General features: G+C 73.6%; 16 protein-coding genes. 12 read left to right on the top strand and 4 right to left on the bottom strand.

From position 1 onward, the window contains the following. The first annotated feature begins 543 nt into the window (after positions 1-543). The 6 genes from ACF09K_RS25785 to ACF09K_RS25760 all read left to right on the top strand — a co-directional run bounded on the left by ACF09K_RS25785 (position 544) and on the right by ACF09K_RS25760 (position 9659). Complete coding sequence (locus tag ACF09K_RS25785) at positions 544-2163, top strand: endo-1,4-beta-xylanase (protein ID WP_392247112.1); 1620 nt, start codon at positions 544-546, stop codon at positions 2161-2163. Positions 2164-2322: 159 nt separating this feature from the next. Beyond that, positions 2323-4008 (top strand): NAD(P)H-dependent oxidoreductase subunit E, encoded by a 1686-nt coding sequence (locus tag ACF09K_RS25780; RefSeq protein ID WP_392247110.1) that lies wholly within the window; start codon positions 2323-2325, stop codon positions 4006-4008. Next, the gene (fdhF, locus tag ACF09K_RS25775; protein ID WP_392247108.1) at positions 4005-6725 is read left to right on the top strand and encodes a formate dehydrogenase subunit alpha; all 2721 of its coding nucleotides are present in this window, start codon (positions 4005-4007) and stop codon (positions 6723-6725) included. Before ACF09K_RS25780 ends, fdhF begins: the two co-directional genes overlap by 4 nt. A gap of 246 nt (positions 6726-6971) precedes the next feature. Beyond that, positions 6972-7382, top strand: a complete 411-nt coding sequence (locus tag ACF09K_RS25770; protein ID WP_392247106.1) for an FKBP-type peptidyl-prolyl cis-trans isomerase — start codon at positions 6972-6974, stop codon at positions 7380-7382. 271 nt (positions 7383-7653) lie between these two features. Further along, positions 7654-8334 (top strand): response regulator transcription factor, encoded by a 681-nt coding sequence (locus ACF09K_RS25765; protein ID WP_392247104.1) that lies wholly within the window; start codon positions 7654-7656, stop codon positions 8332-8334. Further along, positions 8331-9659, top strand: a complete 1329-nt coding sequence (locus ACF09K_RS25760; RefSeq protein WP_392247102.1) for a sensor histidine kinase — start codon at positions 8331-8333, stop codon at positions 9657-9659. Before ACF09K_RS25765 ends, ACF09K_RS25760 begins: the two co-directional genes overlap by 4 nt. Here ACF09K_RS25760 and ACF09K_RS25755 read toward each other — a convergent pair. Further along, positions 9565-11106, bottom strand: a complete 1542-nt coding sequence (locus ACF09K_RS25755; RefSeq protein ID WP_392247100.1) for an aromatic amino acid ammonia-lyase — start codon at positions 11104-11106, stop codon at positions 9565-9567. The two genes, ACF09K_RS25760 and ACF09K_RS25755, sit on opposite strands and share 95 nt — an antisense overlap. A 62-nt stretch (positions 11107-11168) precedes the next feature. Between ACF09K_RS25755 and ACF09K_RS25750 the strand changes: the two genes are divergently transcribed. Genes ACF09K_RS25750 through ACF09K_RS25735 form a run of 4 tightly spaced genes read left to right on the top strand, consistent with a single transcriptional unit; the run spans position 11169 to position 16515 of the window. Then, on the top strand, positions 11169-12743 hold the full coding sequence (locus ACF09K_RS25750; RefSeq protein WP_392247098.1) for an NAD(P)-binding domain-containing protein: 1575 nt from the start codon (positions 11169-11171) through the stop codon (positions 12741-12743). Beyond that, positions 12740-13810: an alpha-hydroxy acid oxidase gene (locus ACF09K_RS25745; protein ID WP_392247096.1), complete on the top strand. Its 1071-nt coding sequence runs from the start codon at positions 12740-12742 to the stop codon at positions 13808-13810. Before ACF09K_RS25750 ends, ACF09K_RS25745 begins: the two co-directional genes overlap by 4 nt. Positions 13811-13852: 42 nt before the next feature. Further along, positions 13853-15217 carry a cytochrome P450 gene (locus ACF09K_RS25740; protein WP_392247094.1) on the top strand — a complete coding sequence of 455 codons (1365 nt, stop codon included), beginning with the start codon at positions 13853-13855 and terminating at the stop codon, positions 15215-15217. Continuing rightward, positions 15214-16515 (top strand): cation:proton antiporter, encoded by a 1302-nt coding sequence (locus ACF09K_RS25735; RefSeq protein WP_392247092.1) that lies wholly within the window; start codon positions 15214-15216, stop codon positions 16513-16515. The genes ACF09K_RS25740 and ACF09K_RS25735 overlap by 4 nt, the downstream gene beginning before the upstream one ends. On the opposite strand, the gene ACF09K_RS25730 is transcribed toward ACF09K_RS25735, so the two are convergent. Beyond that, positions 16512-17960, bottom strand: a complete 1449-nt coding sequence (locus ACF09K_RS25730; protein WP_392247090.1) for a class I adenylate-forming enzyme family protein — start codon at positions 17958-17960, stop codon at positions 16512-16514. The genes ACF09K_RS25735 and ACF09K_RS25730 overlap by 4 nt on opposite strands. After that, complete coding sequence (locus ACF09K_RS25725) at positions 17953-19497, bottom strand: NAD(P)-binding domain-containing protein (protein ID WP_392247089.1); 1545 nt, start codon at positions 19495-19497, stop codon at positions 17953-17955. The genes ACF09K_RS25730 and ACF09K_RS25725 overlap by 8 nt, the downstream gene beginning before the upstream one ends. 471 nt (positions 19498-19968) lie before the next feature. Between ACF09K_RS25725 and ACF09K_RS25720 the strand changes: the two genes are divergently transcribed. Continuing rightward, positions 19969-21198, top strand: a complete 1230-nt coding sequence (locus ACF09K_RS25720) for an FAD-dependent oxidoreductase (protein ID WP_392247087.1) — start codon at positions 19969-19971, stop codon at positions 21196-21198. Positions 21199-21327: 129 nt separating this feature from the next. Next, a complete protein-coding gene (locus tag ACF09K_RS25715) occupies positions 21328-22713 on the top strand; it encodes a rhodanese-like domain-containing protein (protein ID WP_392247085.1) in 1386 nt (461 codons plus the stop codon). Positions 22714-22897: 184 nt separating this feature from the next. Here ACF09K_RS25715 and ACF09K_RS25710 read toward each other — a convergent pair whose 3' ends face one another. Further along, entirely contained in the window at positions 22898-24331 is a 1434-nt protein-coding gene (locus ACF09K_RS25710) for an endo-1,4-beta-xylanase (RefSeq protein WP_392247083.1), read from the bottom strand. Between the last annotated feature and the right edge of the window lie 188 nt (positions 24332-24519).

Raw genomic sequence — 24519 nt, 5'->3', positions numbered from 1 at the left:
CCGTGGAGGAATCCGTCGTCCTCCGCCGCCGGGGCCGCCAACTGCTTCGCGTCACCGGAGGACCGTCTGCAGAACGAGTTCCCGGCGGACTTCCGTTGCCAATGGCGTAGGGCACAGCCCCAGGCCAGGCACGCGATCGCGTCGCACCGCATGTCGTACCACCCGCCCTCTTCCGCGTCGGTCGCCGAGAGCGCCCCGGAACCGAATCGTGTACGGGTGCGGGCGCCGGCCGTACCGACCGCCCTCCGGCCGTCGTTCCCGAACGGTCCTCGGCCGACGGTCCCTCACTCGCACCTGGAACAATGGCGATCAGTCACAGCGGGGCGGCGCGATCGGTTGCGCACCGTTCTTCCCGCAGCTGGGGAGGACGGTGCTCGGCGACGGTGTGACCGAGGGCGGCGATGCCGTCGGAAGACGGGCTGAGGATACGGAGTGCTGCTGTTCATGCGGTTTCGGAAGAGCGCTGTCATCGCGGTGGTGTGTGCCTTGGCCGCTGGTGTCTCGGGGGACCGTGCCGGCACCTCCGCGCCCGCGGGGGGACCCGTGGAGGACCTCCTGAACGGCAGGGACTGGGCTCACTTCGCCGGCGGGAAGCCCACGCACGCGGGGGTACGGGTCACCCCCCTCGACCGGCGCATCACACGCCAGGACGGTACCGGCGGACAGCCGAACCCACCGGTGAACCTGCGCGGTCCCCACCTGGTGTTCCGGGGGGATGTCCGGATCGAAGCCGGCCTGCGGCGCACGGACGACACGGGTGCCTACCTGCATCTGTACGGTGAGACGCCGGTCATCTACGACGAATGGCGCCACGAACGGCGCGGCGTGCGCATCGGCGTGGTCGGCGGGAGGCTCCGGATCGACCGCTGGGACGGGGACTCCGACGGACCTGCGATGACCCGGACCTTCGGGAGCGGCCTGGGGCTCGAAGTCCGCCTCGCCGTCGAAGTCCGCGCGAACAGGCTTGTGCTGGAGGCCGACGGCAGGGTCGTGGGAACCGTTCCCGCGCGGGACGTCTTCGGCAGTGGCCGCATCTGGTTCGGCGCGGACGCGGGAGCCCGCGGGAAGGGCTGGACCCTCAGCGATCTCCACGCGCGGTCACTGGGACGGGGCCGGATGTCCGTCGTGGACGCGCCTGGCCTGCGAGTGCCCCGGTCCAGCGATGCGATGCGTGATCTGGCGGCGGTTCTCCCCCGCCCGATCCGTATGGGAACCGCCCTGGCCGCGGGCCCCTTGCTGACGGACAGCGCCTACCGCCGGACGGCGGGTGAGGAGTTCTCCATGCTGACGCCGGAGAACGACTTCAAGCCGCAGTTCGTCCAGCCTCGACGCGGCGTGTTCGCGTTCGCGGAAGGCGACACCTTGGTGGACTTCGCCGAGGCCAACAGGATGAAGGTGCACGCCCACACGCTCGTCTGGTTCGAAGCCCTGCCCGCATGGATGCGCGCCGAGATGACGCACGGGCAACGCAGGCGCGTCATGGTGGAGCACATACGCGCGGTGGCGGGCCACTTCCGGGGCAAGGTGGCGGAATGGGACGTGGTGAACGAGCCCATGTCCGACGAGGACGAGGACTACTCCAACGGCAACCGGGGCGTGCGGCCGCAGTTGTGGTTCGAAGCGATGGGTGAGCAGTACATCGACATCGCCTTCCACGCTGCCCGCGAGGCCGACCCGCACGCGGTGCTGTACCTCAACGAGTACGGGGTGGAGGAGGACGGTCCACGCTGGGACGCCCTCTACGCGCTGCTGATCCGGTTGAAGGAGCGGGGCGTTCCGATCGATGGCGTCGGTTTCCAGGACCACGAATACGACGTCGGCGACCGTACCGACCCCGAGGTCTTCCGACGCAAGGTCCGGGCTCTGGCCGAACTCGGCCTGAAGGCCCGGGTCTCGGAGGCGGACGTCCTCGTCGACGAGGGCGAAGAGGACATCCAGGCCCGCCAGTTGGCGGGGAAACTCGCAGTCTGCGGCGAAGAACCCAACTGCACCTCGTTCTCGACCTGGGGTTTCACCGACAGGTACGGCTCCACGGCTGACCTGCGGCACTATCCCCCGAGTCCGGGAAACGCTCTTCCCTGGGACGCGGCGTACGAGGTGAAACCCGCCTACTGGGCACTGCGTGACGTCCTGGACGACGCTCGCCGCTCAGGTACTGGATAGGTACGGCGAACACCGCGAACGACCGGTGGGATCGTTTCGTCCTGATTCCGCAGCTCGCGGGGCTGGGGGTGGGGGTGGGGCTGGTGTGGTCCGGGGGGGAACCGGACGGCACCGTCGCCCGGATTTGCGGTCCCTGCCCACCGGCCACACGATGAGGTCATGCTTCCCGTGGGCCCCGCGGACCGTTTCGACGCGTTTCGGGCCCTGGCCGACCGGCGCGGCCGGCCAGGGCGCCGACTGCTCGAATCGCTGGCAGAGGCCGGCGCGGGAACGGCGGACAGCCCGGAAACCTGGGCTCCGTCCGTCGCCGTCGGCATGGGCCTTCCCGCTGCCGCCGCGCTCGGACCGGCCGGATATTACGCGGACCTCGCCGCACCGCACGGCCGCCGTCATGTCCGCGTCTGTGCGGCGACGGCGTGCTTCGCCGCACAGGCCGGACGGCACCTCACGGAGGTCGAGCACGAGCTGGGCGTCACCGTGGGCACGGTCTCACCGGACGGCGAGACCTCCCTGCAGGCCGTCCGCTGTCTGGGGTACTGCTACGCGGGTCCTGCCGCGCTCGACGGTGACACACCCCGCGCCGGCCCGGCGCTGGCCGGGCAGCTCGCCGGACGCGAGCCCCCGCGGGCACCGGCGATCCCGGCGGCCGACGACACCGGTGACCCCGTACTGCTGGGAGGGGTGGTCGCCGGGGAGCCCGCGTGGCAGGTGTGGCCGCAGGTGGTCACGGCCGGCACTCCGGAGGAGGTCCGGCTGGAGGTGGCCGCGTCCGGGCTGCGCGGACGCGGTGGCGCGGGATTCCGGGTGGCCTCGAAGTGGGAGGCGGCCGACCGGGCTCCCGGCACCGTCGTCCTGGCCAACGGGGACGAGGGGGACCCCGGCTCCTACGCCGACCGGCTGTTGATGGAGGCGGAGCCGGAGCGGGTGCTGGAGGGCCTGGCCCTGGCGTGCTTCGCGTGCGGGGCGGGCCGGGGTGTGGTCCTGGTGCGCTCGGAGTATCCGCTTGCCCTGGCGCGGCTGCGGGAGGCGGTCGGGCAGGCGTACGACGACGGGCACTTCGGCCCGTCCGTGCACGGCACGGACACGACCCTGGACATCGAGGTGGTGCAGGGCGCCGGATCCTACGTCGCGGGCGAGGAGACCGCCCTGATCGCGAGCCTGGAGGGGGACCGGGGCTGTGCCCGGCCGCGTCCGCCCTACCCCACCCGGAGTGGTCTGTGGGGCGCGCCGACGGTGGTGAACAACGTCGAGACCCTCGCCTCCGTCCCTTGGATCGTCTCGCGGGGCGGAGCGGCGTACGCGCGGCGGGGGACCCTCGACGAGACCGGGACGAAGCTGGTCTGCCTGTCGGAGCGGTTCGCCCGGCCGGGGGCGTACGAGGTCGAGCTGGGCACCCCGTTGCTGCGGATCGTCACCGAGCTGGGCGGCGGTCTGAAGGACGGCACCGGGCTCACCGCGTTGCAGGTCGGCGGACCGCTGGGCGGTTTCCTCGGCCCGGACGCGCTGGATGTACCGCTGACCACCGCCGGCCTCGCGTCGCGGGGCGCGGCGCTCGGCCATGCGGGGCTGGTCGCCTTCGACGGGCGGGTGACCCCGCAGGAGGCGCTGCGGCACGTCTGGGAGTTCGCGGCGGCGGAGAGCTGTGGTGCCTGTTCCCCGTGCCGCGTGGGCTCGCGTCGTGGCCTGGAACTGGCGTCCGCGGACATCCCGCCCGGCCCTGAGTGGGAACGACTCGGGCGTGTTCTGGCCGAGGCCAGCCTGTGCGCCTTCGGGCGGCGTATCCCGCCCGCGGTGCGCAGCCTCGCCCGCGCCTACGGAGGGCGACCGCCGGGATGGGAGTCATGACCGGAAGCGAGATCGAAGTCGCAGTCGACGGTACGGGCGTCACCGTTCCCGAGGGAGCCGCGCTGCTCGCCGCGGTACGGGCGGCCGGTGTCGAGCTGCCCGCACTCTGCTCCGACGACCGGCTCAGCCCGGCCGGATCATGCCGTACCTGTCTCGTACGGGCCGACGGTTCGATCGTGGCGGCCTGCGTGACACCGGCCGCGTCAGGGGCCCGTGTCGAGGCCGCCGCGGACGATCTCCGGCAACTGCGCCGGGACGCGACGAAGCTCATCGTCTCCGCCTTGCCGCCCCGCGCTCTCGCGGGGGACAACCCCAGCGAACTGGCCGACGTCTGCCGGTCGTCGGGTATCGGTCCCGACACGGCACGGGCCGCCGGGGGCCGCGGCGGGGACGACTCCCACCCTTACGTCCACCTGGACCGGGACCTCTGCATCGCCTGCGGGCGGTGCGTGCGCATGTGCGCCGAGGTGCAGGGCACCTTCGCCCTGACCCTGACCGGCCGGGGCGCCGACACCGTGGTCGCTCCCGGAAACGGCGGGCCCTGGGCCGAGTCGGACTGCGTGGCCTGCGGCGGATGCGTGGACACCTGCCCCACCGGCGCGATCACCGAACCGGGACCGGGGCGCGGGCTCACCTCCGCCCACCGGCCGGCCGCGACGCGTACGACGTGCGGATACTGCGGTGTCGGCTGCGCCCTGGACGTCGTCACCTCCGGCGGCGAGGTCACGGCGGTCCTCCCCGCCCGGGACGGGCCGGTCAACCGGGGGCACGCCTGCGTCAAAGGGCGCTTCGCGCACGGGTATCTCACCTCTCCCGAAAGAATCGTCCGGCCCCTGCTGCGGCGCGACGGCCGCCTGGAGCCGGTGAGCTGGGAGGAAGCGCTCGGGCACGTCGCCCGGGGATTGCGCACGGCCGTCGCGGACGGCGGCGCGGACGCCGTGGCAGCGATCTCCTCGGCCCGCGCCACCAACGAGGAGAACTACCTCGTCCAGAAGTTCATGCGGACCGTCATCGGCACCAACAACGTCGACAACTGCTCCCGCCTGTGCCACTCCCCCTCCGCCGCCGGCCTCACCGCCTCCTTCGGTCTCTCCGGCGGCACGGACAGCTTCGACGACGTGGAACGGTCCGACTGTCTGCTCGTGGTCGGCGCCAACCCCGTCGAGGCCCACCCGGTGGTCGGAGCGCGGCTGCTGCGGCGCGTGCTGCACGGGGCCGGGCTGATCGTCGCCGACCCCCGCGCGGTGGGACTCGCCCTGCACGCCGACGTGCATCTGCGGCCCCGGCCCGGCACCAACGTGGCGCTCTTCCACGGGCTCGCGCACGTCCTGCTCACCGAAGGACTGGCCGACGAGGAGTTCCTGCGCGAGCGGGCCACCGGTCTGCCGGAACTCACCGGGCTGCTGGAGGACTACCCGCCCGACCGGGTCGCGGAGATCACCGGGGTACCCGCCGCGGACCTGTTCGCCGCCGCGCGGCTGTACGGCGGGGCCGAGCGGCCGGCCGTCGTCTACGGCCTCGGCGTCACCGAACACCTGCACGGCACCGACGGTGTGCGCTCGCTGGCCAACCTGGCGATCCTGCGCGGCGCCGTCGGCACCGACCGCGGGTACGGTGTCAACCCGCTGCGCGGCCAGAACAACGTCCAGGGCGCCTCGGACATGGGCGCGCTGCCCGACCTGCTGCCCGGCTACGGGAAGGTGACCGACCCCGGCGCACGGTCCAGGGCCGAAGCGGTCTGGGGTGTACGGATCCCGGAGCGCCCGGGCCTGCGGATCCCGGACATGTTCGCCGCCGCGCGAGCCGGGGAGCTGGGGGCGCTGTGGGTCATCGGCGAGGACGTCTGCGCGACCGACCCCGACAGCGACCGGGTGACCGAAGCTCTTCGGGCGTGCCCGCTCGTGGTGTGCAACGAACTCTTCCTGTCCGAGACCGCCCGCCATGCCGACGTCGTCCTGCCGGCCACGTCCTGGCTGGAGAAGGACGGCACCTTCGTCAACTTCGACCGACGGTTCCAGCGGGTCCGCCCCGCCGTGCCCGCGCCGGGTGAGGCACGGAGCGACTTCGCCATCGTCCACGCCCTCGCCGCCGCGCTGGGGGCCGACCTGGGCTGCCCCACTCCGGCCCACGCCCTGGCCGAATGCGGGCGGGTCGCGCCCGTCTTCACCGGTCTCTCCCATGAACGGCTGGACCGGGAGGGCGCCGTGCCGTGGCCGTGCCCTGACCCCGGGCGCCCGGGGGAGGCCAAACTGTACGAGGAGCGGTTCGCCACACCGGACGGGCGGGCCCACCTCTGCGCGGCGCCCTACCTCCCGCCCGGCGAGCAGCCCGACGACGACTACCCGCTGCTTCTGGTCACCGGGCGGCGCTGGGCGCACTACAACTCGGGCAGCATGACCCGTCGTGGTGGCAACCTCGCACTCGATCCCGTCGACCACCTCGACCTCCACCCCGACGACGCCGCCCGGTACGGCGTGCGCGACGGCGCACAGCTCACCGTGGAGAGTCGGCACGGCCGGGCCCGGCTCATCGCCCGCGTCAGCGAACAGACCTCGCCCGGGCAGGTGTTCGGTTCCTTCCACTTTCCCGCGAGCGGCGTGAACCGCCTCACCTCCGAGCACGCCGACACCGTCACGTCCTGCCCCGAGTACAAGGTCACCGCGGTACGCGTGTCCGACACCGTGCACGAGGCGGCCGGTCGGGGGGCGGGCGGATGACAGCGACGTGACCCTCGGATCGTCGGCACCACGAGGGTGCGGGTCTCCCCCGGCGCGACGGTCACGTCCCGGCCGGGTGCGCGGGGGCTCGTGCGCCGGTCGTGCGGCGGACCGCCGTGCGCGGTCACTGATCCGGTGCGTTCCGGAAACCGGCACGCGCGTTAACGTGATCCTCTGCCGCACGGCAGTGTCCATGGGCCGGGTCGGCCCGCACGAGGGTCTGCGACGGAGAGAGACGGAACGGCGATGAGTGGACCGACGAAGCCCGAGGTCGACGTCCCGGCGGGTGCCGCGCCCGCCGAGCTGACCGTCCGGGACCTGGTCGTCGGGGACGGGGCCGAGGTGAGACCGGGCACGGTGGTCAGGGTCCACTACGTCGGGGTGACCTTCGAGACCGGGAAGGAGTTCGACTCCTCCTGGGACCGTGACCAGCCCTTCAAGTTCGCCCTGGGCGGCGGCAGGGTCATCAAGGGCTGGGACCGGGGGCTGAAGGGGATGAAGGTCGGCGGCCGGCGCGAGATCGTCGTTCCCCCGCGTCTCGGCTACGGCGACCGGTCTCCCTCGCCGCTGATCCCGGCGGGCTCGACCCTGGTCTTCGTGGTGGACCTGCTCGACGCGTACTCCGCCGGCGCAGGCGGCTGGAGCAACACCCGCTGACCCGGACCGTTCCTGTTTCCGCACCCGCACCCGCACCCTCGCCCTCGCCCCAGGCGTTCTCGTCGCAGAAGAGGTGGCCCGCGGTGCGGGCCGTGCCGCTCGTTTCCCCAGGTGGGTCCGCCTTGCGGGGGTTTGCGGACGGATGTGCGGTGGCGTGATCCCGTCGGTCGGCGGCCGCCGCGGCGGCACTCTTCTCCCCAGGGACTCGGGCCCGGAACTCACGTACGTCACACAGGCGTTGACTGGCGAGACTGCGGCGAGGGAGGGCACAGTGGCTCAGGAGCACACGCGGGATCCCTGGCGGCTGCTGCTGGTCGAGGACGACCGGGAGCTGGTCGAGCTGCTCACCGGGGTGCTGCGGGACGAGGGGTACGCGGTGGACGTCGCGGCCGACGGGCAGCGGGGCCTGCACCTCGGTCTCACCCGCAGGTACGACGTGCTCGTCATCGACCGGCGGCTGCCGGTGCTGGACGGCCTCGACCTGCTGCGCCGGCTGCGGTCCCGTCCGGTGCGTTCGCCGGTGCTGCTGCTGACCGGGATGGGCAGCGTGCACGACCGGGTGGACGGTCTGGACGCCGGCGCCGACGACTATCTGGTCAAACCCTTCGACCTGGACGAACTCACCGCCCGTCTGCGGGCGTTGTGCCGCCGCTCGCTGGACGCGACCGATGTGCTGCGGATCGGCTCCGGCCATCTGCACGTCGGACGCCGGGAGGTGGTGCTGGCGGACGGCGAGCGGATCGCCCTGGCCGCACGGGAGTTCGCGCTGCTGTGGGCGCTGGCCACCCGCCCCGACGCGGTGTACTCGCGGGCGGAACTGCGCCGGATCGTCTTCGAGGAGGCGCACGCGCCGTCCATCGTCGACACCTACGTGTACTACCTGCGCCGCAAGCTCGGCCGCGGGGCGGTGCGCACGGTCCGCGGACTCGGCTACCGGCTGGGGGCGTTGTGAGGGAGCCGGAGCAGGCCGGGGAGGGGGCGGTGCGCCGGGCCCGGCGGCGGATCGCCTGGACCACCGGTGCCATCATCACCCTGCTGATCACCCTCGTCAGCGGGGTCGCGTACACCCTGATGACGCAGGCGCAGGACGACCGGGTGCGCCGTGAAGTGCGCTACGGCGCGGCGCACGGCGACCTGTCACGCCCTCCCGGATGCATGTGGCTGTACGGGCCGGGTGCGACAACGTTGCCGAACGCGCCGGCCGGGTTCCCGCTGCGTGCCGATCTGGACCGGGTGCGGCTGACCCGCACGCCGGTCGAGCACACGGTGCGGCGCGAGGGCACCGCCTATCTGGTGCGGACGCAGGTCCGGGACGACGGCGACGTGGTGCAGGCCGTGCTCGACCTGCGTTTCCAGCTCGCCGACCGCGACAACCTGTGGTTCGCGCTGGGCGTGGCCGAGGCGGTGGGGCTGGCCGCCGCGGCCGTCACCGGCGGGGTCCTCGGGCGCCGGGCGGTGGCGCCGCTGGCCGAGGCACTGGCCCGGCAGCGGCGGTTCGTCGCGGACGCCAGCCACGAGCTGCGCACGCCGATCACCCGCGTGCACACGCGGGCGCAGGTGCTGGCGCGCCGGGCGGCGGCCGAAGGGCTGCCGGTGGCGCACCGGGACGGTCTGGCCCTGCTGGTCGCCTCCCTCGGCCGGCTCGGCGAGGTGCTGGACGATCTGCTGTCGTCCGCGGTCCTCGCGGCGGGGCCGGCACGGCGGGCGGCGCGGCGGCGGGTGGATCTGGTGGCCCTGGCCCGTTCGGCGGCCGCGGAGGAGGCGGAACGCGTCCGGGAACGCGGGCTGACCGTCCGCGTGACCGGGCCGCCGCATCCGCTGTGGGTCGACGGGGTCGCGTCCGCCCTGCGCCGGGCGGTCGGGGAACTGCTGGCCAACGCCATCGCCCACACCCCGCCGGGCGGCCGGATCGAGGTGGCGCTGTCCCGTTCGGGCACGACGGTGGTGCTGGCGGTCACGGACACCGGGGCCGGCTTCGACGCCGGTGAGGCCGAGCGGCTGTTCCGTCGGTTCCACCGGGGCGGCGGCGGCCGGTACGGGCTGGGGCTGGCCCTGCTGCGGGAGGTCGTCACGAGCCACGGCGGCACGGTCGTGGCGGCGGGCCGGCCGGGGCGCGGCGCGCGGTTCACCCTCCGGCTGCCGCAGAGCGCGTCGTCGCCCCCGGCGGTCGCGGAGCGCGCGGTCAGGACATGGCGTGGGTGGCGAGCACCCGTGCCGCTGCCCGGACGTCCGCGTCCAGCGGCCGGTCCGGGTCGACCGGGTCGATCGCGGCGCTGAGGGCGTCGAGGAGGGCGGCGCACCGGGACGCGGTGGGCCGCCTGGCGCCGACGTGGACGGCCTGGCGCAGGCCGAGGGCGAGGGAGCCGCACAGCAGGCCGAGCAGTTCGGCCATGTCGTGGGCGCGCAGGGCGGCCTGGGTGCCGAACGGGACGATGTCCTGGTTGTGGAGGTTCGTCGGCAGGCTCTGCATGGCGGCGGGGGTCGCGCAGCGGCGGATCTCCGCGACGAAGGCGGTGGTCGCCAGTTGCACGCCCTGGAGGCCGTGCTGGGCGCCGGGTTCGGTGGCGAGCATGGGAGGGAGGCCGCCGTTGCGGGCCGGGTCCACCAGCAGGTCGAGCTGGCGTTCGGCGAGGTTGCCGAGCTGCGCGGTGACGGAGGCGAGCAGGTCGGCGGCGAACGCCGCGGGCTGCCCGAAGAAGTTCCCGCCGTGCACCGCCCTCCCCTCCCCCGGGTCCGCGTCCGGGTCCACGGCGTCTTCCGCTCCGGGGAAGAACAGCGGGTTGTCGCTGACCCCGGCCAGGTCCGCGGCGACCACCGCGTCGACGTACCGCAGCGCGTCCTCTGCGGCGCCGAGCAACTGCGGGGAGCAGCGGATGCTGTACGGCTCCTGCAGCGGGCGTCCGCCGGACGGCACGGTGCCGGCCAGGTGGCGCCGCATGCGGGCGCCGGTGTCGGCCGCGCCGGGGTGGCCGTAGGCGTCCAGCAGGTCGGCGTCGAGGAAGCCGGGGTCGCAGCCGAGCAGGTCGGCCAGCAGGCAGGTCAGGGCGGCGAGCGCGCGGTGGGCGGCGCGGACGGCGTCGTGGGCCAGGGCCAGGGCCGCGGTGGTGACGGAGGTGCCATTGACGAGGGCGAGGGCGTCGCGGCCGTCCAGGGCGAGGGGGCGCAGTCCGGTGGCGGTGAGCGCCTCGGCGGCGGGCACGCGGTGTCCGTCCACGTAGGCGTGCCCCCGGCCGCGGAGTGCCTGGGCTGCGTAGGCGAGCGGGATGAGGTCGCCGCTGGCGCCGACGGAGCCGTAGCGCGGCACGGCGGGCGAGAACGTCGTGGCGAACATCTCCGCCAGCCGTTCGACGACCTCGGCGGACACCCCGGACAGGCCCTGGGCCAGGGACCGGGTGCGCACCAGCAGGGCGGCGCGGACGATGCCGTGCGGCAGGTCGGGTCCCTGGCCGGCGCCGAGGTGGGCGAGGGTGTTGTCGCACTGGTCGGCCTCGTCGGCCCGCCCGGCGAAGCCGACGAGGGCGCCGAAGCCGGTGGTGGCGCCGTAGATCGGCCGTCCCCCGGTGCCGCCGTCGCCGTCGCGCAGGGCGCGGAAGAGGCGGCGCCCGCGGTCCAGCCGGGCGCGGGCCGCGTCGTCCACGGTGACGGTCAGCGGCTCGGCCGCGCGGCGCAGGACGGCGGGATCGAGGGGTCCGGTGAGCGAGACGGTGTCCGTGGTGGTCAGCACGTCCGCGACGGTAGGCGGGGAATCTCAGAGCGCTCTGAAATCCGCTGGATAGCTTCCGGGCCATGGCGCACGACTACCTGATCATCGGAGCGGGGCCGGCGGGGCTTCAGCTCGCCGCCTCCCTGGAGCGCGACGGTGCGGATTACGTGGTTCTGGAGCGCGGCAGCGGTCCGGGCACGTTCTTCACACGGTTCCCCCGGCACCGCACACTCATCTCGATCAACAAGGTGCACACCGGATACGAGGATCCGGAGCTGCGGCTGCGGATGGACTGGAACTCCCTGCTGAGCGACGATCCCGAGCTGCTGTTCACCCGGTACAGCCGACGCTACTTCCCGGCGGCCGACGACATGGTCCGCTATCTGGCGGACTTCGCGGAACGCACCGGCGTCCGGGTGCGGTACGACACCGCCGTGGAGCGGGTCTCCCGCGACGCCGGCGGGTTCACCGTGACCGACGCCGCCGGGGGGACCTGGCGGGCGCGGCGCGTGGTGGTGGCCACCGGGGTGCCGCTGCCGAACCTGCCGCGGATTCCCGGCATCGAACTGGCCGAACGCTACGACACGTTCGACCCCGACCCGGAGGCCTTCACCGGCCTGCGGGTGCTGGTGATCGGGCGGGGCAACTCCGCCTTCGAGACGGCCGACGCCCTGATGGAGACCGCGGCCGTCATCCACCTGGTCGGCTCCGGTTCGCTGCGCCTGGCCTGGCAGTCGCACTACGTGGGTCATCTGCGGGCGGTGAACAACAACTTCCTGGACAGCTACCAGCTCAAGTCCCAGAACGCCCTGCTGGACGGGCGGGTGCTGGAGATCCGGCGGGACGGGGACGGCTTCCGCGTGCCGGTGGCCTTCGAACGGGCCGACGAGGTGGTGAAGGACCTGCGCTACGACCGGGTGATCGTGGCGACCGGGTTCCGTTTCGACGCGTCGGTGTTCGACGGCGGTTGCGCGCCCGAGACGGTGGTCGACGGCCGGTTCCCCGCCGTGACCGCCGTCGGCGAGTCGGTGAACGTGCCGGAGCTGTACTTCGCCGGGACGCTGACGCAGGGCCGCGACTTCAAGAAGTCCACCACCGGTTTCGTGCACGGCTTCCGCTACTCGGTCCGCGCCCTGTACCGGGAGCTGCGCCGGCGCCACCACGGCGAGCCCTGGCCGGTGGCGGAGCTGGGCGGGGACACCGAGACGGCCGTCGGCCGGATCGTCGAGCGGGTCAACCGGTCCTCCGCGCTGTGGCAGCAGTTCGGTGTCCTCGGCGACCTGCTGCTGCTCGCCCCGGACGGCACGATGCGCTACGCAGAGGAGGTCCCGGTCGGGCACGTGCCGGGGGCGGTGCGCGCCGGTGACTTCGGGGAGGTGGCCGCCCACGCGGTGATCACCCTGGAGTACGGGGCCGACCACGACAAGGTGGACCCGTTCGACGTGTCGGCGGGCCGCCCCTCGCAGCGGGACGCGTCGGGGCTGGACGGCCGCTATCTGCATCCGGTGCTGCGCTGGTACCGCGACGGGGAGGACGTCGCCGAGCACCACCTGGCGGAGAACCTGGAGAACGAGTGGGACAGCGAGGACGTGCACCGGGCCCCGCTGCGCGCGTTCCTCGCCGCCCGGCGCGGCCCGGCCGCACCGGTGGCGCCGTGACGCTGCGCGCGCTGCACGAGAGGGCCCGCCGGGTCCTGGACCCGGTGCACTACGACTATGCCGCGGGCGGCGCGGGCGAGGAGCGCGTCCTGGCCGACAACGAGCGTGCGTTCGACAGGTACGCGCTGCTGCCGCGGGTGCTGCGCGGCAGCGAGCGGCGGGACACGTCCGTCGATCTGCCGGGCGCCCGCCGGGCGGGTCCGGTGCTGGTCGCGCCGACCGCCTTCCACCGGCTGATGCACCCGGACGGCGAGCGGGCCACGGCCCGGGCCGCGGCGGCGGAGGGCGCCGTCCTGGTGACGGGCACGGCCGCGACCGTCGCGGCCGGCGAGGTGGTCGCGGCGGCCCGGGAGGCGGCGGCCGGCGCGGCCGTGTGGTTCCAGCTCTCCCTGCACCCGCGCCGCGAGGTCACCGAGGCGCTGGTGCGGCGGGCGGAGGAGGCGGGCTGCACGGCGCTGGTGGTCACCGTCGACGCGCCGGTGTTCGGCCGGCGCCCCCGGGACCTGCGCAACGGGTTCACGGACCTGCCGCCCGGCTACGCCGCCGAGAACATGCGGGACCTGCCCGGCGCCCCGCCGGGTGGCCTCACCGACATCCCCATGTCCCCGGCCCTGTCCTGGCGGGACTTCGACGCGCTGCGGGCCGTGACGGCGCTGCCCGTGCTGGTGAAGGGGGTCCTGCATCCGGCGGACGCGCTGCTGGCCGTCGCGCACGGGGCGGCCGGGCTCGTCGTCTCCAACCACGGCGGACGCCAGTGCGACACCGTGCCGGCCGCCGTGGACTGCCTGCCGGCGGTCGCCGGGGCGGTCGGCGGCCGGGTGCCGGTGCTGCTCGACGGCGGGGTGCGCCGGGGCGGGGACGTGGCCGTCGCGCTCGCGCTGGGCGCGGCGGCGGTCGGGGTGGGCCGTCCGGTGCTGTGGGGGCTGGCCGCCGACGGCGAGGCGGGGGTGCGGCGGGTCCTCGCGGAGCTGCGCGACGACTACGACCACACGCTGGCGCTGTGCGGGGGCCGCCGCAACGCCGATCTGACGCGGGACATGGTGGTCCGGAGAGGCGGTACGCCGTGAGCGGCGGACGGAGGACGCGGTGAGCGGCGGACGGAGGACGCGGTGAGCGGCGGACGGAAACCGGACACGTGGTGGCTGCCGCGCGGTGTGGTGGCGCTGCGGGCGCGCATCTTCGAGAAGGTGAACGGCGACCGGGCGGTGACGCTGCCCAACGCGGCGTACGGGCCGGAGGTGTTCGAGCGGGTGTACGCCCATCCGGCCGCGAACGGCCGCAGTGCCGGGGCGGGGCTGTCCGACCTGTTCTGGTACTGGCTGGCGCCGGGGCCCGAGGTGCACCAGGAGCATCTGGAACCCGGCCCGCGCTACGAGGACGTGGCCCGGGCGACCCGGCGCATCCTCGCCGGCGGCTCGGCGGACCTGGCGGCGGCGGCCGGCCGCGCGGTCGCCGGCGTCCTGGACGCGCTGCCCGCGGACCGGATCAGCCTGGTGCGGCTGCGTGACCTGGTGATGCCCGCCTGGGCGGATTTCTGCTACGGGCTGGTGTTCCGCGAGCCGTGCCCGCCGCACGCCCGGAAGCTGATCACCGCGCACGCCGAGGACGTGATCAGCGCCCTGAAGTGCACGGGGCTGCGCCATACGCGGCGCAGGGCGCGGCTGACGGCCTACCTGCGCGAGCGGCTGGCGGCCGGTGACGTGCCGCACCGGCTGCCGGCCTCGCTGTCGCCGGAGGAGCAGGTCCTCTACCTCCAGGGCACGTTCTTCAACACGGCCGTCGTGCAGCTCTCGGAGGCGACCGCGCACCTGCTGCTGGCCCTGGCCCGCCACCCGCGGGTGCAGCGGCGACTCGCGGACGACCCGGGGGACGACCGGTACCTGACGCACGTGCTCGACGAGACGATGCGGCTGTATCCGCTGTTCGGCATCGCGCACCGCGTCACCACGGACAAGATCCCGCTCGACGACCGCACCACGCTGCCGGCCGGCTCGGTGGTGTGCTTCAGCTACCCGGACTACCACGCCACGGGCTACGAGCGGCCGGACGTCTTCGATCCGGACCGCTGGGCGTCGCCGTCCGCCAGGAACGCCCACCACGTCCCGTTCGGTGTGGCGGCCAACCGCCCGTGCCCGGCGTGGCGGTTGTCGCCGCTGGTACTGCGTGCCGCCGTGCGGGAGGTACTGCGCCGCTTCCGTCTGGACTCGTCGGTCTCGCACACCCGGTCCATCCCGCACCGCGCACCGTGTCTGCTGATCCCGCGCGGGCTGGAACCCGGGTCGCGCCTGGCGCCGCTGCGGGGCTTCCTGCGGGTGCGCGACGGCGTGGAGGACGTCACCCGGGGCGTGCGCCAGCTCGTGCTCGGCACGGTGATGGTGCTGCACGCCCGCCGTCAGCGACCGGCCGCACGGTACTTCGAACGGTTTCCGCCCGACCGGTGCCCCGTCGTCCACTCCACAGGAGACAGCACATGACGCCCTCGGAACTCGCCCCCGCGTTCTTCCTCGCCGTCGTGGTGATCCTGGCCGTGTGCCGGCTCGTCGGGGCGCTGCTGCGACGGGTGGGGCAGCCGCCCGTGGTCGGGGAGATGCTCGCGGGTGTGGTGCTGGGCCCCTCGGTGCTGGGCGCCCTCCTCCCGGGTGTCGAAGCGGGCCTCTTTCCCCAGGAGTTGCGGCCGGTCCTGTACGTGGTGGGGCAGATCGGCCTCGTCGCGTTCATGTTCCACGTCGGCTGGGACTTCCGGGTGGACCGGCTGCGCGGTGTCGCCCGGCCGGCCGGGCTGGTCTCCGTGGCCGGGGTGCTGGTGCCGGTGGTGCTCGGGTCGGCGCTGATCGCCGCCGTCGGCGAGCGGACCGGCACCCTGGCGCCGGGGGTGCCGCTGGTGGTGTCGGCGCTGTTCGTGGGAGTGACGCTGGCGGTGACGGCGTTTCCGATGCTCGCGCGCATCATCTCCGAACGGGGCCTGACGGAGACCCGGTTCGGGTCGCTGGCGCTCGGAGCGGGTGCCGTGGACGACGCGGTCGCGTGGGTGCTGCTCGCGGGGGTCTTCAGCATCTCCGGGGGCAGCGCGGGGCTGGTGTCGCTGGCCGTCGCCGGCGGCCTCGGGCTCGTCGTGGTGCTGGCGGTGGTGACGCGCCTGCACGGCCGCACCGTGCGGCTCACGGAGCGGGCGGCGCCGGAGAGCCTGCTGCCGGTGCTGGTCGGCGCGCTGTTCCTGGTGGCCTGGTACACCGACGAGATCGGGCTGTACGCGGTGTTCGGCGCGTTCAGCCTCGGGCTGGTCTTCCCGCGGTCGGAGCGGCTGGACCACACGGTGGAGACGCTGAAGCCGGTGGGCACGGTGTTCCTGCCGCTGTTCTTCACCTACTCGGGGCTGAACACGGACTTCGCGCTGCTGTCCTCCGGGCCGGTGCTGCTGCTCACCCTGGGGTGCGTCCTGGTGGCGGTGGCGGGGAAGTTCGGCGCGTGCTGGCTCGCGGCGCGGCTGGCCGGGGAGCCGGGGGCGGTGGCGCTGCGGGTGGGGGCGCTGATGAACGCGCGGGGGCTGATGCAGCTCATCGCGCTCAACCTGGGCCTGGCGGCGGGCATCGTGACGCAGGCGCTGTTCAGCGCGCTGGTGGTGGTCGCCGTCGTCACCACCGTGATGGCGACACCCCTGCTGACGTGGATCGACCGGCGGGAGCGGGCCCGGGACGGCGGCCCGTCCCGCCCGGCGGGGGGTGCCGTCCCCGGCCCCGCCGAGCCGGTGCGACGAAGCCGACGAGGGCGCTAACCCCCGGCCGCCAGGGCCCGTTTGTCGGGCTTCCCGGCAGGGGTGAGCGGCACCTCGTCGATCAGGGTGAGCCGGGTCGGGGCGGTGGCCTCGCCCAGCTCGGCCGCCACCAGGGCGCGCAGTTCCCCGAGGCGGGGGACCCGGCCCGGGGCGGGCACCACGAAGGCGTGGACGGCCTCGCCGGTGCTGTCGTCGGGGACGGCGACGGCGTACGCCTCCGCCACCGCCGGGTGGGTGGCGAGCACCCGCTCGACGGGTCCGGCGTAGTGCACGTGGGCGTTGACGATGATCACGTCGCGGGCGCGCCCGGTCAGCCGGAGCCGGCCCTCGCGGTCGAGGTGGCCGATGTCGCGGGTGCGGACCCAGCCGTCGGTGAACACCTCGGCGCTCAGGGCGGGTTCGCCCCAGTAGCCGCATCCCTGGGCGGGGGTGCGGACGAAGAGTTCGCCGTCCGTGCCGGGTGGCAGGGGCCGTCCGTCGGCGTCCCTCACCTCCAGTTCGACCGGGGGGACGCCCAGCGAGCCCGGTTCGTCGTACGGGGTGGCCATGGAGATCATGCCGGTCTCCGTCTGGCCGTATCCGTGGAAGACGACGGGTCCCAGCACGTCGGCGGCCTCGCGCAGCCGGCCGGCGTCGACGGGTGAGCCGGAGACCATCAGGGCGCGCAGCGCGCCGAGGTCCACGGGCCGGGCCCGGACGCTCGCGACGAGCTTCGTCAGGCGGGCCACGGTGATGACGCTGCCGGTGGCCCGGTGGCGCACCAGGCTGTCGGGGAAGGCCGGGGCGTCCGCGGTGACGAGGGTGCCGCCGGCGGCGAGGGCGAGCAGCCCGTACTCCATCATGACCTGGCTGGCCAGGGTGCCGAAGACGAGGAACCGCTCCAGGCGCGAGGCGAGTTCGCGGATGGCGGGGGGCCAGCGGTCGGGGTGCGCCGCCCAGGCCGCGGTCATCGCGGCGTAGGTCTGGGCGCACGCCTTGGGGACGCCGGTGCTGCCGCTGGTGTGGAGGAGCCGGGCGACGTCCCGCGGGCGGGCCGAGATCCGGGGGCGGCCGCCGTCGTCCTCGGCGGCGAGCAGGCCGTCCAGCGCGAGGACGGTGCCGTGCGGGCCGTCGGCCGTGCCGTCCGGACGGTCCGTGACGCGGAAGGCGGTGCCGGCGAGCAGGTGGCGCCGCTGGGGTGCCGTGAGTCCCGGTGGTACGCCGACGACGCGGGCGCCCGCGGCGTGGGCGGCGAGGACGGCGGCGAACGCCTCGGGCCCGACGCCGAGCAGCAGGGCGACGCCGTCTCCGGGGCGGACGCCCCGGGCGCGCAGGCCGTTCGTCACCCGCCGCACCAGGGCGAGGAGTCGGGATCCGGTGACGACCCGGTCGCCGTGCTCGAAGACGGGGCGGTCGCCCGCCGCGTCGAGGAGGTCGAGGACGGCGCCGGGGAACTGCTCAGCCAAGGCAGGACTTCACGAACGCGGCGAGCGGCTGCCGGTGGACGGCCGGGATGTCCCAGTCGTTCTCCAGGTTCTCCGCCAGGTGGTGGGTGCCGGCGAGGTCGCCGTCGCGGTAGTGGCGCACCACGGGGTGGAGGTAGGTGGAGTCCATGGCGTGTTCGGGGTCGTTCTCGCGGACGCGGGGCACGGTGACGTCGAACGGGTCGGCCTGGTCGTGGTCGGGCCCGTACTCCAGGTCGACGACGAACCGGTGTGCGGCGGGACCGAGTCCGCCGTCGGCGACGTAGTCGAGCGGGACCTCCTCCTGGTAGAGGGCGTGGTCGTCGTGGACGGTGACCACGTCGCCCAGGAAGCCGAACTGCTGCCACAGGCCGGAGGAGCGGTTGACGCGCTCCACGAGGGCGTCGGCGACGGCCTCCGGTGCGGCGGGCAGGGTGCGGGCCGGCCAGGGCGTCGCGTGGTGACGGGCGCCGAGGATGCGGTGCAGGGCGCGCGTGCCGTAGCGGAAGCCGTGGATGAAGCCGTTCGTGAACCGTTTGAAGTCGCGCTGCTGCGTGAGCGTGCCGGCGAAGTACAGGCCGGGGACGTTCACCGACTCGTAGGCGGAGGTCTGGGCGGGGAACCGGTCGTCGACGGCGAGGTCCGGCCGGCAGCCTGCGTCGAAGGGCGAGGCGTCGAAGCGGAATCCGGTGCAGACCACGATGCGGTCGTAGTGGAGTTCGCGGAGCCGTTCGGTGGTCCGGGCGTACCGGAACTCCACCCGGTAGCCGCCGTCGGCCCGTTGTTCGATCCGCTCGACGGTGCCGTCCAGGACGGCGTTCTGCGACTTGAGCTGGTAGCTGTCGAGGAAGTTGTTGTTCACCGCGCGCAGATGGCCCACGAAGTGGGTCTGCCAGGCCATTCTCAGCGAGTGCGGTCCGGCGACGTGGATGACGGCGGCCTTCTCCATGAGGGAGTCCGCGGTCTCGAACGCGGAGTTCCCCTTGCCGAGGACGAGCACCCGCTGGTTGGTGAAGGAGGCTGGGTCGGTGTCGAAGTCGGCGTAGCGTTCGGCGCTTTCGATGCCGGGGATGTCCGGGATGTTGGGGAGGGAGACGCCGGTGGCGACGACGAGGCGCCGGGCCTTCCAGGTCCGGTCCGTGTCGTCGCGCACCAGGAAGCCGTCGCCGTCGCGGGAGATGCGGGCGGCCCGGACGCCGTACTCGACGCGGACGCCGCTGCGCCGGGCGAAGTCGCCCAGGTAGCGCACCAGGTCGTCGGCGGCCGGGAAGTAGCGCTCGCTGTACCGGGTGAACCGCAGTTCGGGATCGTCGGCCAGCAGCGAGTTCCAGTCCATCCGGAGGTCGAGTTCCGGGTCGGTGCCACCGGTGTTGACCTTGTTGATCGATATGAGCTGTCGATGCCGGGGGAAGCGGGTGAAGAACGTTCCGGGCCCGCTCCCGCGCTCCAGGACGACGTAGTCGCGTCCCTCGCGTTCCAGCAGAGCGGCGAGCTGAAGTCCGGCCGGTCCGGCCCCGATGATGAGGTAGTCGCGCACCATGGGGCGGACGCTAACGGGCCCGGATCAGAGGACTCTGAGATTGCGGCCGCCGGGCCCCGGGGCGGGGCCGCGGCCGCGGGGCGGGTGCGGCGGCGCGGGAGCGGGCGGCGAAACGTGAACGGCCCTCCGGTCCTCCGGCCGGCCGGGGCCGTGGCCGGCGGGCCGTGGCCGACGGGCCGTGGCCGACGGGCCGTGGCTCGTTCACGACGCCGTCGCGGAGCCACGGGTTGCCTCTCGGACAAATACCCCCGCGGGTATTTGACGCCCCTCCCGGGCCGTCTTAACCTCGCAGCAGAGATACCCCCGGGGGTAATTGAGGAGGCAACCAAATGTCTCGTGAAATGACACAGGAGGCGTTCTCGGCCGCCTGGGCCGCCGGGACGCTCGTGGTCGACGTACGGGCGGCGGACGAGTCCGCCGCCTGACCCCGCCCGGCCCCCGCACACCGGCCAGCCGGAAAGGAGCACCGCTTTGGCCGCCACACCCTCCCCCACCGACACCCCGATCTCCGGCCGTCACCGCGTCGTCGTCATCGGCGGCGGCAGCGCCGGCATCAGCGTCGCCGCCCGCCTGCGCCGCGCCGGCGTCAGCGACATCACCCTGATCGAACCCTCCGACACCCACTGGTACCAGCCGCTGTGGACCCTGGTCGGCGGTGGCCAGGCGCCCCTGCGCGCCAGCCGACGCCCCGAGGGGTCGGTCGTCCCGGACGGCGTGCGGTGGATCCGCCGCCGCGCCCTGGCCGTCGACCCCGGCACCCGCACGGTGACGCTGTCCGACGGCGCCGGACTCACCTACGAACACCTGGTGATGGCACCGGGTCTCCAGTTGGACTGGGGCGGCGTCCCCGGCCTCGGCGAGGCCGTGGGGCACGACCGGGTGAGCAGCAACTACGCGCCCGAGTACGCCCCGCGCACCTGGGAGCTGATCAGGGGCATGCGCTCCGGCACGGCCGTCTTCACCCATCCGGCGAGCCCGCTGAAGTGCGGCGGCGCCCCGCAGAAGATCGCCTACCTGGCCGCCGACCACTGGCGCCGGCGGAAGGTGCTCGACGACATCCGGATCGTCCTGGTCCTCCCCGACCCGGCGATGTTCAAGGTGCCCGCCTGGTCACGGGCCCTGGAGAAGGTGGCCGCCCGGTACGGCATCGAGGTGCGGCTGCGCTCCGAGATGACCGCCGTCGACGGTGACGCCCGCGAGGTCACCCTCACCGACCACGCGAGCGGCGCGAAGGAGACCGTCGGCTACGACCTCCTGCACGCCGTGCCGCCGCAGAGCGCCCCCGACTGGGTCGGGACGAGCCCGCTCGCCGACCCGGCGAGCCCGCAGGGGTTCGTCGCCGCCGACAAGCACACCCTGCAACACCCGTCCTACGACAACGTCTTCGCGCTCGGCGACGTGGCGAACCTGCCCACCTCCAAGACCGGCGCCGCGGTGCGCAAGCAGGCCCCGGTGGTGGCCGGCAACCTGCTCGACGTCATGAACGGCCGTTCCCCCTCGCACCGGTACGACGGTTACACGTCCTGTCCGCTGGTGACGGCCCGCGATCGGATGATGCTCGCCGAGTTCGACTACGACCTGAACCCCACCCCCACCTTCCCGCTGCTCGACCCGTTCGGGGAGCACCGCTCGATGTGGCTGTTCAAGCGGTACGGCCTGCCGCCGGTGTACTGGCACGGCATGCTCGCCGGCCGCCTCTGACCGGCCGGCCCGGGCGTCCCCCGGCCCGGGCCGGCCACCCCGCCCCCGCCCTCCGGCAGGGGCGGACCGGACCCTTCCGCACATCCCCCGCGCGTGTTCAGTCCCCTTCGACGTGGAGGTCACCCGACCGTGTTCTTCGCCCAGTACTACCTCGACTGCCTCTCCCAGGCGTCGTACATGATCGCCGACGAGACCACCGGCAAGGCCGTCGTCGTCGACCCCCGCCGCGACGTCACCGAGTACCTCACCGACGCCGAGGCGCACGGGTTCACCATCGAGGCCGTCGTCAACACCCACTTCCACGCCGACTTCCTCGCCGGCCACCTGGAGCTGGCCGACCGCACCGGCGCCTGGATCGGTTACGGGCAGCGCGCCGAGGCCGAGTACCCGATCCGCGAACTGGCCGACGGAGAGCGGATCAGCCTCGGCGAGGTCCAGCTCCAGATCCTCGAAACCCCGGGCCACACACCGGAGTCGATCAGCGTCCTGGTGTACGAGCACGCGCGGGACGCCGTCCCCTACGGCGTCCTCACGGGTGACGCGCTGTTCATCGGCGACGTGGGCCGTCCCGACCTGCTCGCGTCGGTCGGTGTGACCGCGGACGAACTCGGCAGGATGCTCTACCGCACGATCCAGCACAAGCTGATGGACCTCCCGGACGCCGTGCGGGTCTTCCCGGCGCACGGCGCCGGATCCGCCTGCGGCAAGAACCTCTCCACCCGGCGCCGGTCCACCATCGGCGAGCAGCGTGCCACCAACTACGCCTGCCGGCCGATGAGCGAGGAGCGGTTCGTGGAGCTGGTGACGGCCGGGCAGCCGTCCGCACCCGCGTACTTCGTCTACGACGCCGTCCTCAACCGCAAGAGGCACGGCCTGTTCGACGCGACCGCCGCGCCCCGGCCGCTGTCGGTGGAGGAGTTCGTGGAGCGGCGCGCGGCCGGGGCGGTCGTGGTCGACGCCCGTTCGCCGCAGGATTTCGCGACCGGGCATCTGCGGGGCTCGGTCAACGTGCCCGCCGACGGGCGCTTCGCCGAGCAGGCGGGCATGGTCGTCGCCCCCGAGCAGGACGTCGTCGTCGTCGCGCCGCAGGACCGTGAGGAGGAGGTCGTCACCCGGCTCGCCCGGATCGGCTTCGACAAGGTCGGCGGCTACCTGCGCGAACCCGAGGGCGCCTTCCCCGCCCTGGCCGACGAGATGGAGCAGGCCGGCCGTCTGACCGCCGTCGAACTGCGCGGGCTGCTGGACGGCGACGAACCCCCGCTGGTGCTCGACGTGCGCAACACCGCCGAGCGCGAGGAGGGCTTCGTCGAGGGCTCGCTGCACATCCCGCTGGCCGAACTGGTCCGCCGCCTCGACGAGATCCCGGCCGACCGGCCCCTGGTGGTGCACTGCGCGGGCGGCCACCGCTCCTCCATCGCCGCCAGTCTGCTGCGCCACAAGGGCCGCACCGGCGTCTCCGACCTGCTCGGCGGCTACGGTGCCTGGCTCGCCCTGCCCGCGTCCGCGGACGCCTGATCCCACCGCGCACCGCGCACCGGGCGACGAGCGACGAGCGACGAGCGACGAGCGACGAGCCGATGATGCCGGGAATTCCCCACCGCGGTGACGCCGCCCGGCGGAGCCGTGCCCACGGCGAGGGCCGCCGCCACCACGGCGGCGACCCTCGCGAGCGTCGGCGATCTCCTCGTGACAGGTCCCGTCAGGCGCGGGTCCAGCGCTGGTTGCTGCCGCCCGAGCAGGAGTAGAGCTGGATCAGGGTGCCGTTGGCGGTGCCGCTCCCGGTGGCGTCGAGGCAGAGGCCGGACTGGACGCCGACGATGGATCCGTCGGAGTTGAGGCGCCACTTCTGGTTGTCGCCGCCCCAGCAGCTGTAGATCTGGACCTTGGCGCCGTTGCCGGTCCCGGCGGCGTCCAGGCACTTGTTGCCGTAGACCTTGAGCTCACCGGCGTCGGTGGACGTCCACTGCTGGTTGGTGCCGTTGTGGCAGTCCCACAGCTGGACCTGGGTGCCGTCGGTGGTGCTGCTGCTGGGCACGTCCAGGCAGCGGCCCGAGGCGACGCCCTTGATCGTGTTGCCGTCCGCCGGCGGCGGTGTGGTGGTGCCGCCGTTGAGCGCGTTGAGGACCGCGGTGTAGGCGGCCTTCTTGCTGCCGTCGTTGTTGAACAGCAGCGGCGTGTCCTGCGATCGCCAGGAGTCGCTGTCGCGCACCCCCCAGACGGTGATGCCGAGGCAGCGCGGGACGGCCAGGCAGTCGTTGGTCACGCTGGCGTAGGTCGAGGACGGGGCGCCCTGGATGTCCAGCTCGGTGACGGCCACGTCGACGCCGAGGGCGGCGAAGCTCTGCAGGGTGGTGCGGAAGTTGCTGTTGTACGGGCTGCCGCTGTTGAAGTGCGACTGGAAGCCGACGCAGTCGATCGGCACGCCGCGCTGCTTGAAGTCCCGCACCATGTTGTACATGGCCTGGGTCTTGGCCCAGGTCCAGTTCTCGACGTTGTAGTCGTTGTAGCAGAGCTTGGCGGACGGGTCGGCGGCGCGCGCGGTGCGGAAGGCGACCTCGATCCAGTCGTTGCCGGTGCGCTGCAGGTTGGAGTCGCGCCGGGCTCCCGAACTGCCGTCGGCGAAGGCCTCGTTGACGACGTCCCACTGGGCGATCTTGCCCTTGTAGTGGGCCATCACGCCGTTGATGTGGTCGATCATCGCCTGGCGCAGCGCGCTGCCGCTGAGGCTCTGCATCCAGCCGGGCTGCTGGGAGTGCCAGGCCAGGGTGTGGCCGCGCACCTGCTTGCCGTTCTGCACCGCCCAGTTGTAGACGCGGTCGCCGGAGCTGAAGTTGAACTGGCCCCGCTGCGGTTCGGTGGCGTCGATCTTCATCTCGTTCTCGGCGGTCACCGAGTTGAACTCACGGTTCGCGATCGTCGTGTACGCCGAGTCGCCGAGCCTGCCGGAGGCGATGGCGACGCCGAAGTAGCGGCCGCTCTGCGCCGCCGCGGCGCCGAGCGTGTTCTCGGCGGCCTGAGCGGGCGGCGGCGCGGCCAGTGCGCCGACCATACCGAGGGCGCCGACGAGCAGCGTCGGCAGCAGAACGCGGATCTTCCGCCGGACGGCGGCTCCGGGAAGGGCCTGAGAGCCCATGGATGTGCCTCCAAGGTAGGAATGACGGACTCACCGGACACCGTGGCCACGGAGACCCGGAAGGATCCCGACCGGCACGGACGAACCCGGCCGGCACGGACGAACCCGGCCGGCACGGACGAACCCGGCCGGCACGGTCGAACCCGGCCGGCCGCCGGTCGACGCGAGTGCTGTGGTGCGTGAATCCG

This window comes from Streptomyces sp. NPDC014882 (genome assembly GCF_043081325.1).
Lineage (GTDB): Bacteria > Actinomycetota > Actinomycetes > Streptomycetales > Streptomycetaceae > Streptomyces.
Note: the sequence above shows the minus strand (reverse complement) of the source record. Positions and strands in the feature narration are given on the sequence as shown.

Excerpts from the sequence above, each read along its gene's own strand:
- ACF09K_RS25710 (WP_392247083.1), bottom strand. The coding sequence starts at position 24,331 with ATGGGCTCTCAGGCCCTTCCCGGAGCCGCCGTCCGGCGGAAGATCCGC.
- ACF09K_RS25750 (WP_392247098.1), top strand. The coding sequence starts at position 11,169 with ATGGCGCACGACTACCTGATCATCGGAGCGGGGCCGGCGGGGCTTCAG.
- ACF09K_RS25725 (WP_392247089.1), bottom strand. The coding sequence starts at position 19,497 with ATGGTGCGCGACTACCTCATCATCGGGGCCGGACCGGCCGGACTTCAG.
- ACF09K_RS25770 (WP_392247106.1), top strand. The coding sequence starts at position 6,972 with ATGAGTGGACCGACGAAGCCCGAGGTCGACGTCCCGGCGGGTGCCGCG.
- ACF09K_RS25735 (WP_392247092.1), top strand. The coding sequence starts at position 15,214 with ATGACGCCCTCGGAACTCGCCCCCGCGTTCTTCCTCGCCGTCGTGGTG.
- fdhF (WP_392247108.1), top strand. The coding sequence starts at position 4,005 with ATGACCGGAAGCGAGATCGAAGTCGCAGTCGACGGTACGGGCGTCACC.
- ACF09K_RS25780 (WP_392247110.1), top strand. The coding sequence starts at position 2,323 with ATGCTTCCCGTGGGCCCCGCGGACCGTTTCGACGCGTTTCGGGCCCTG.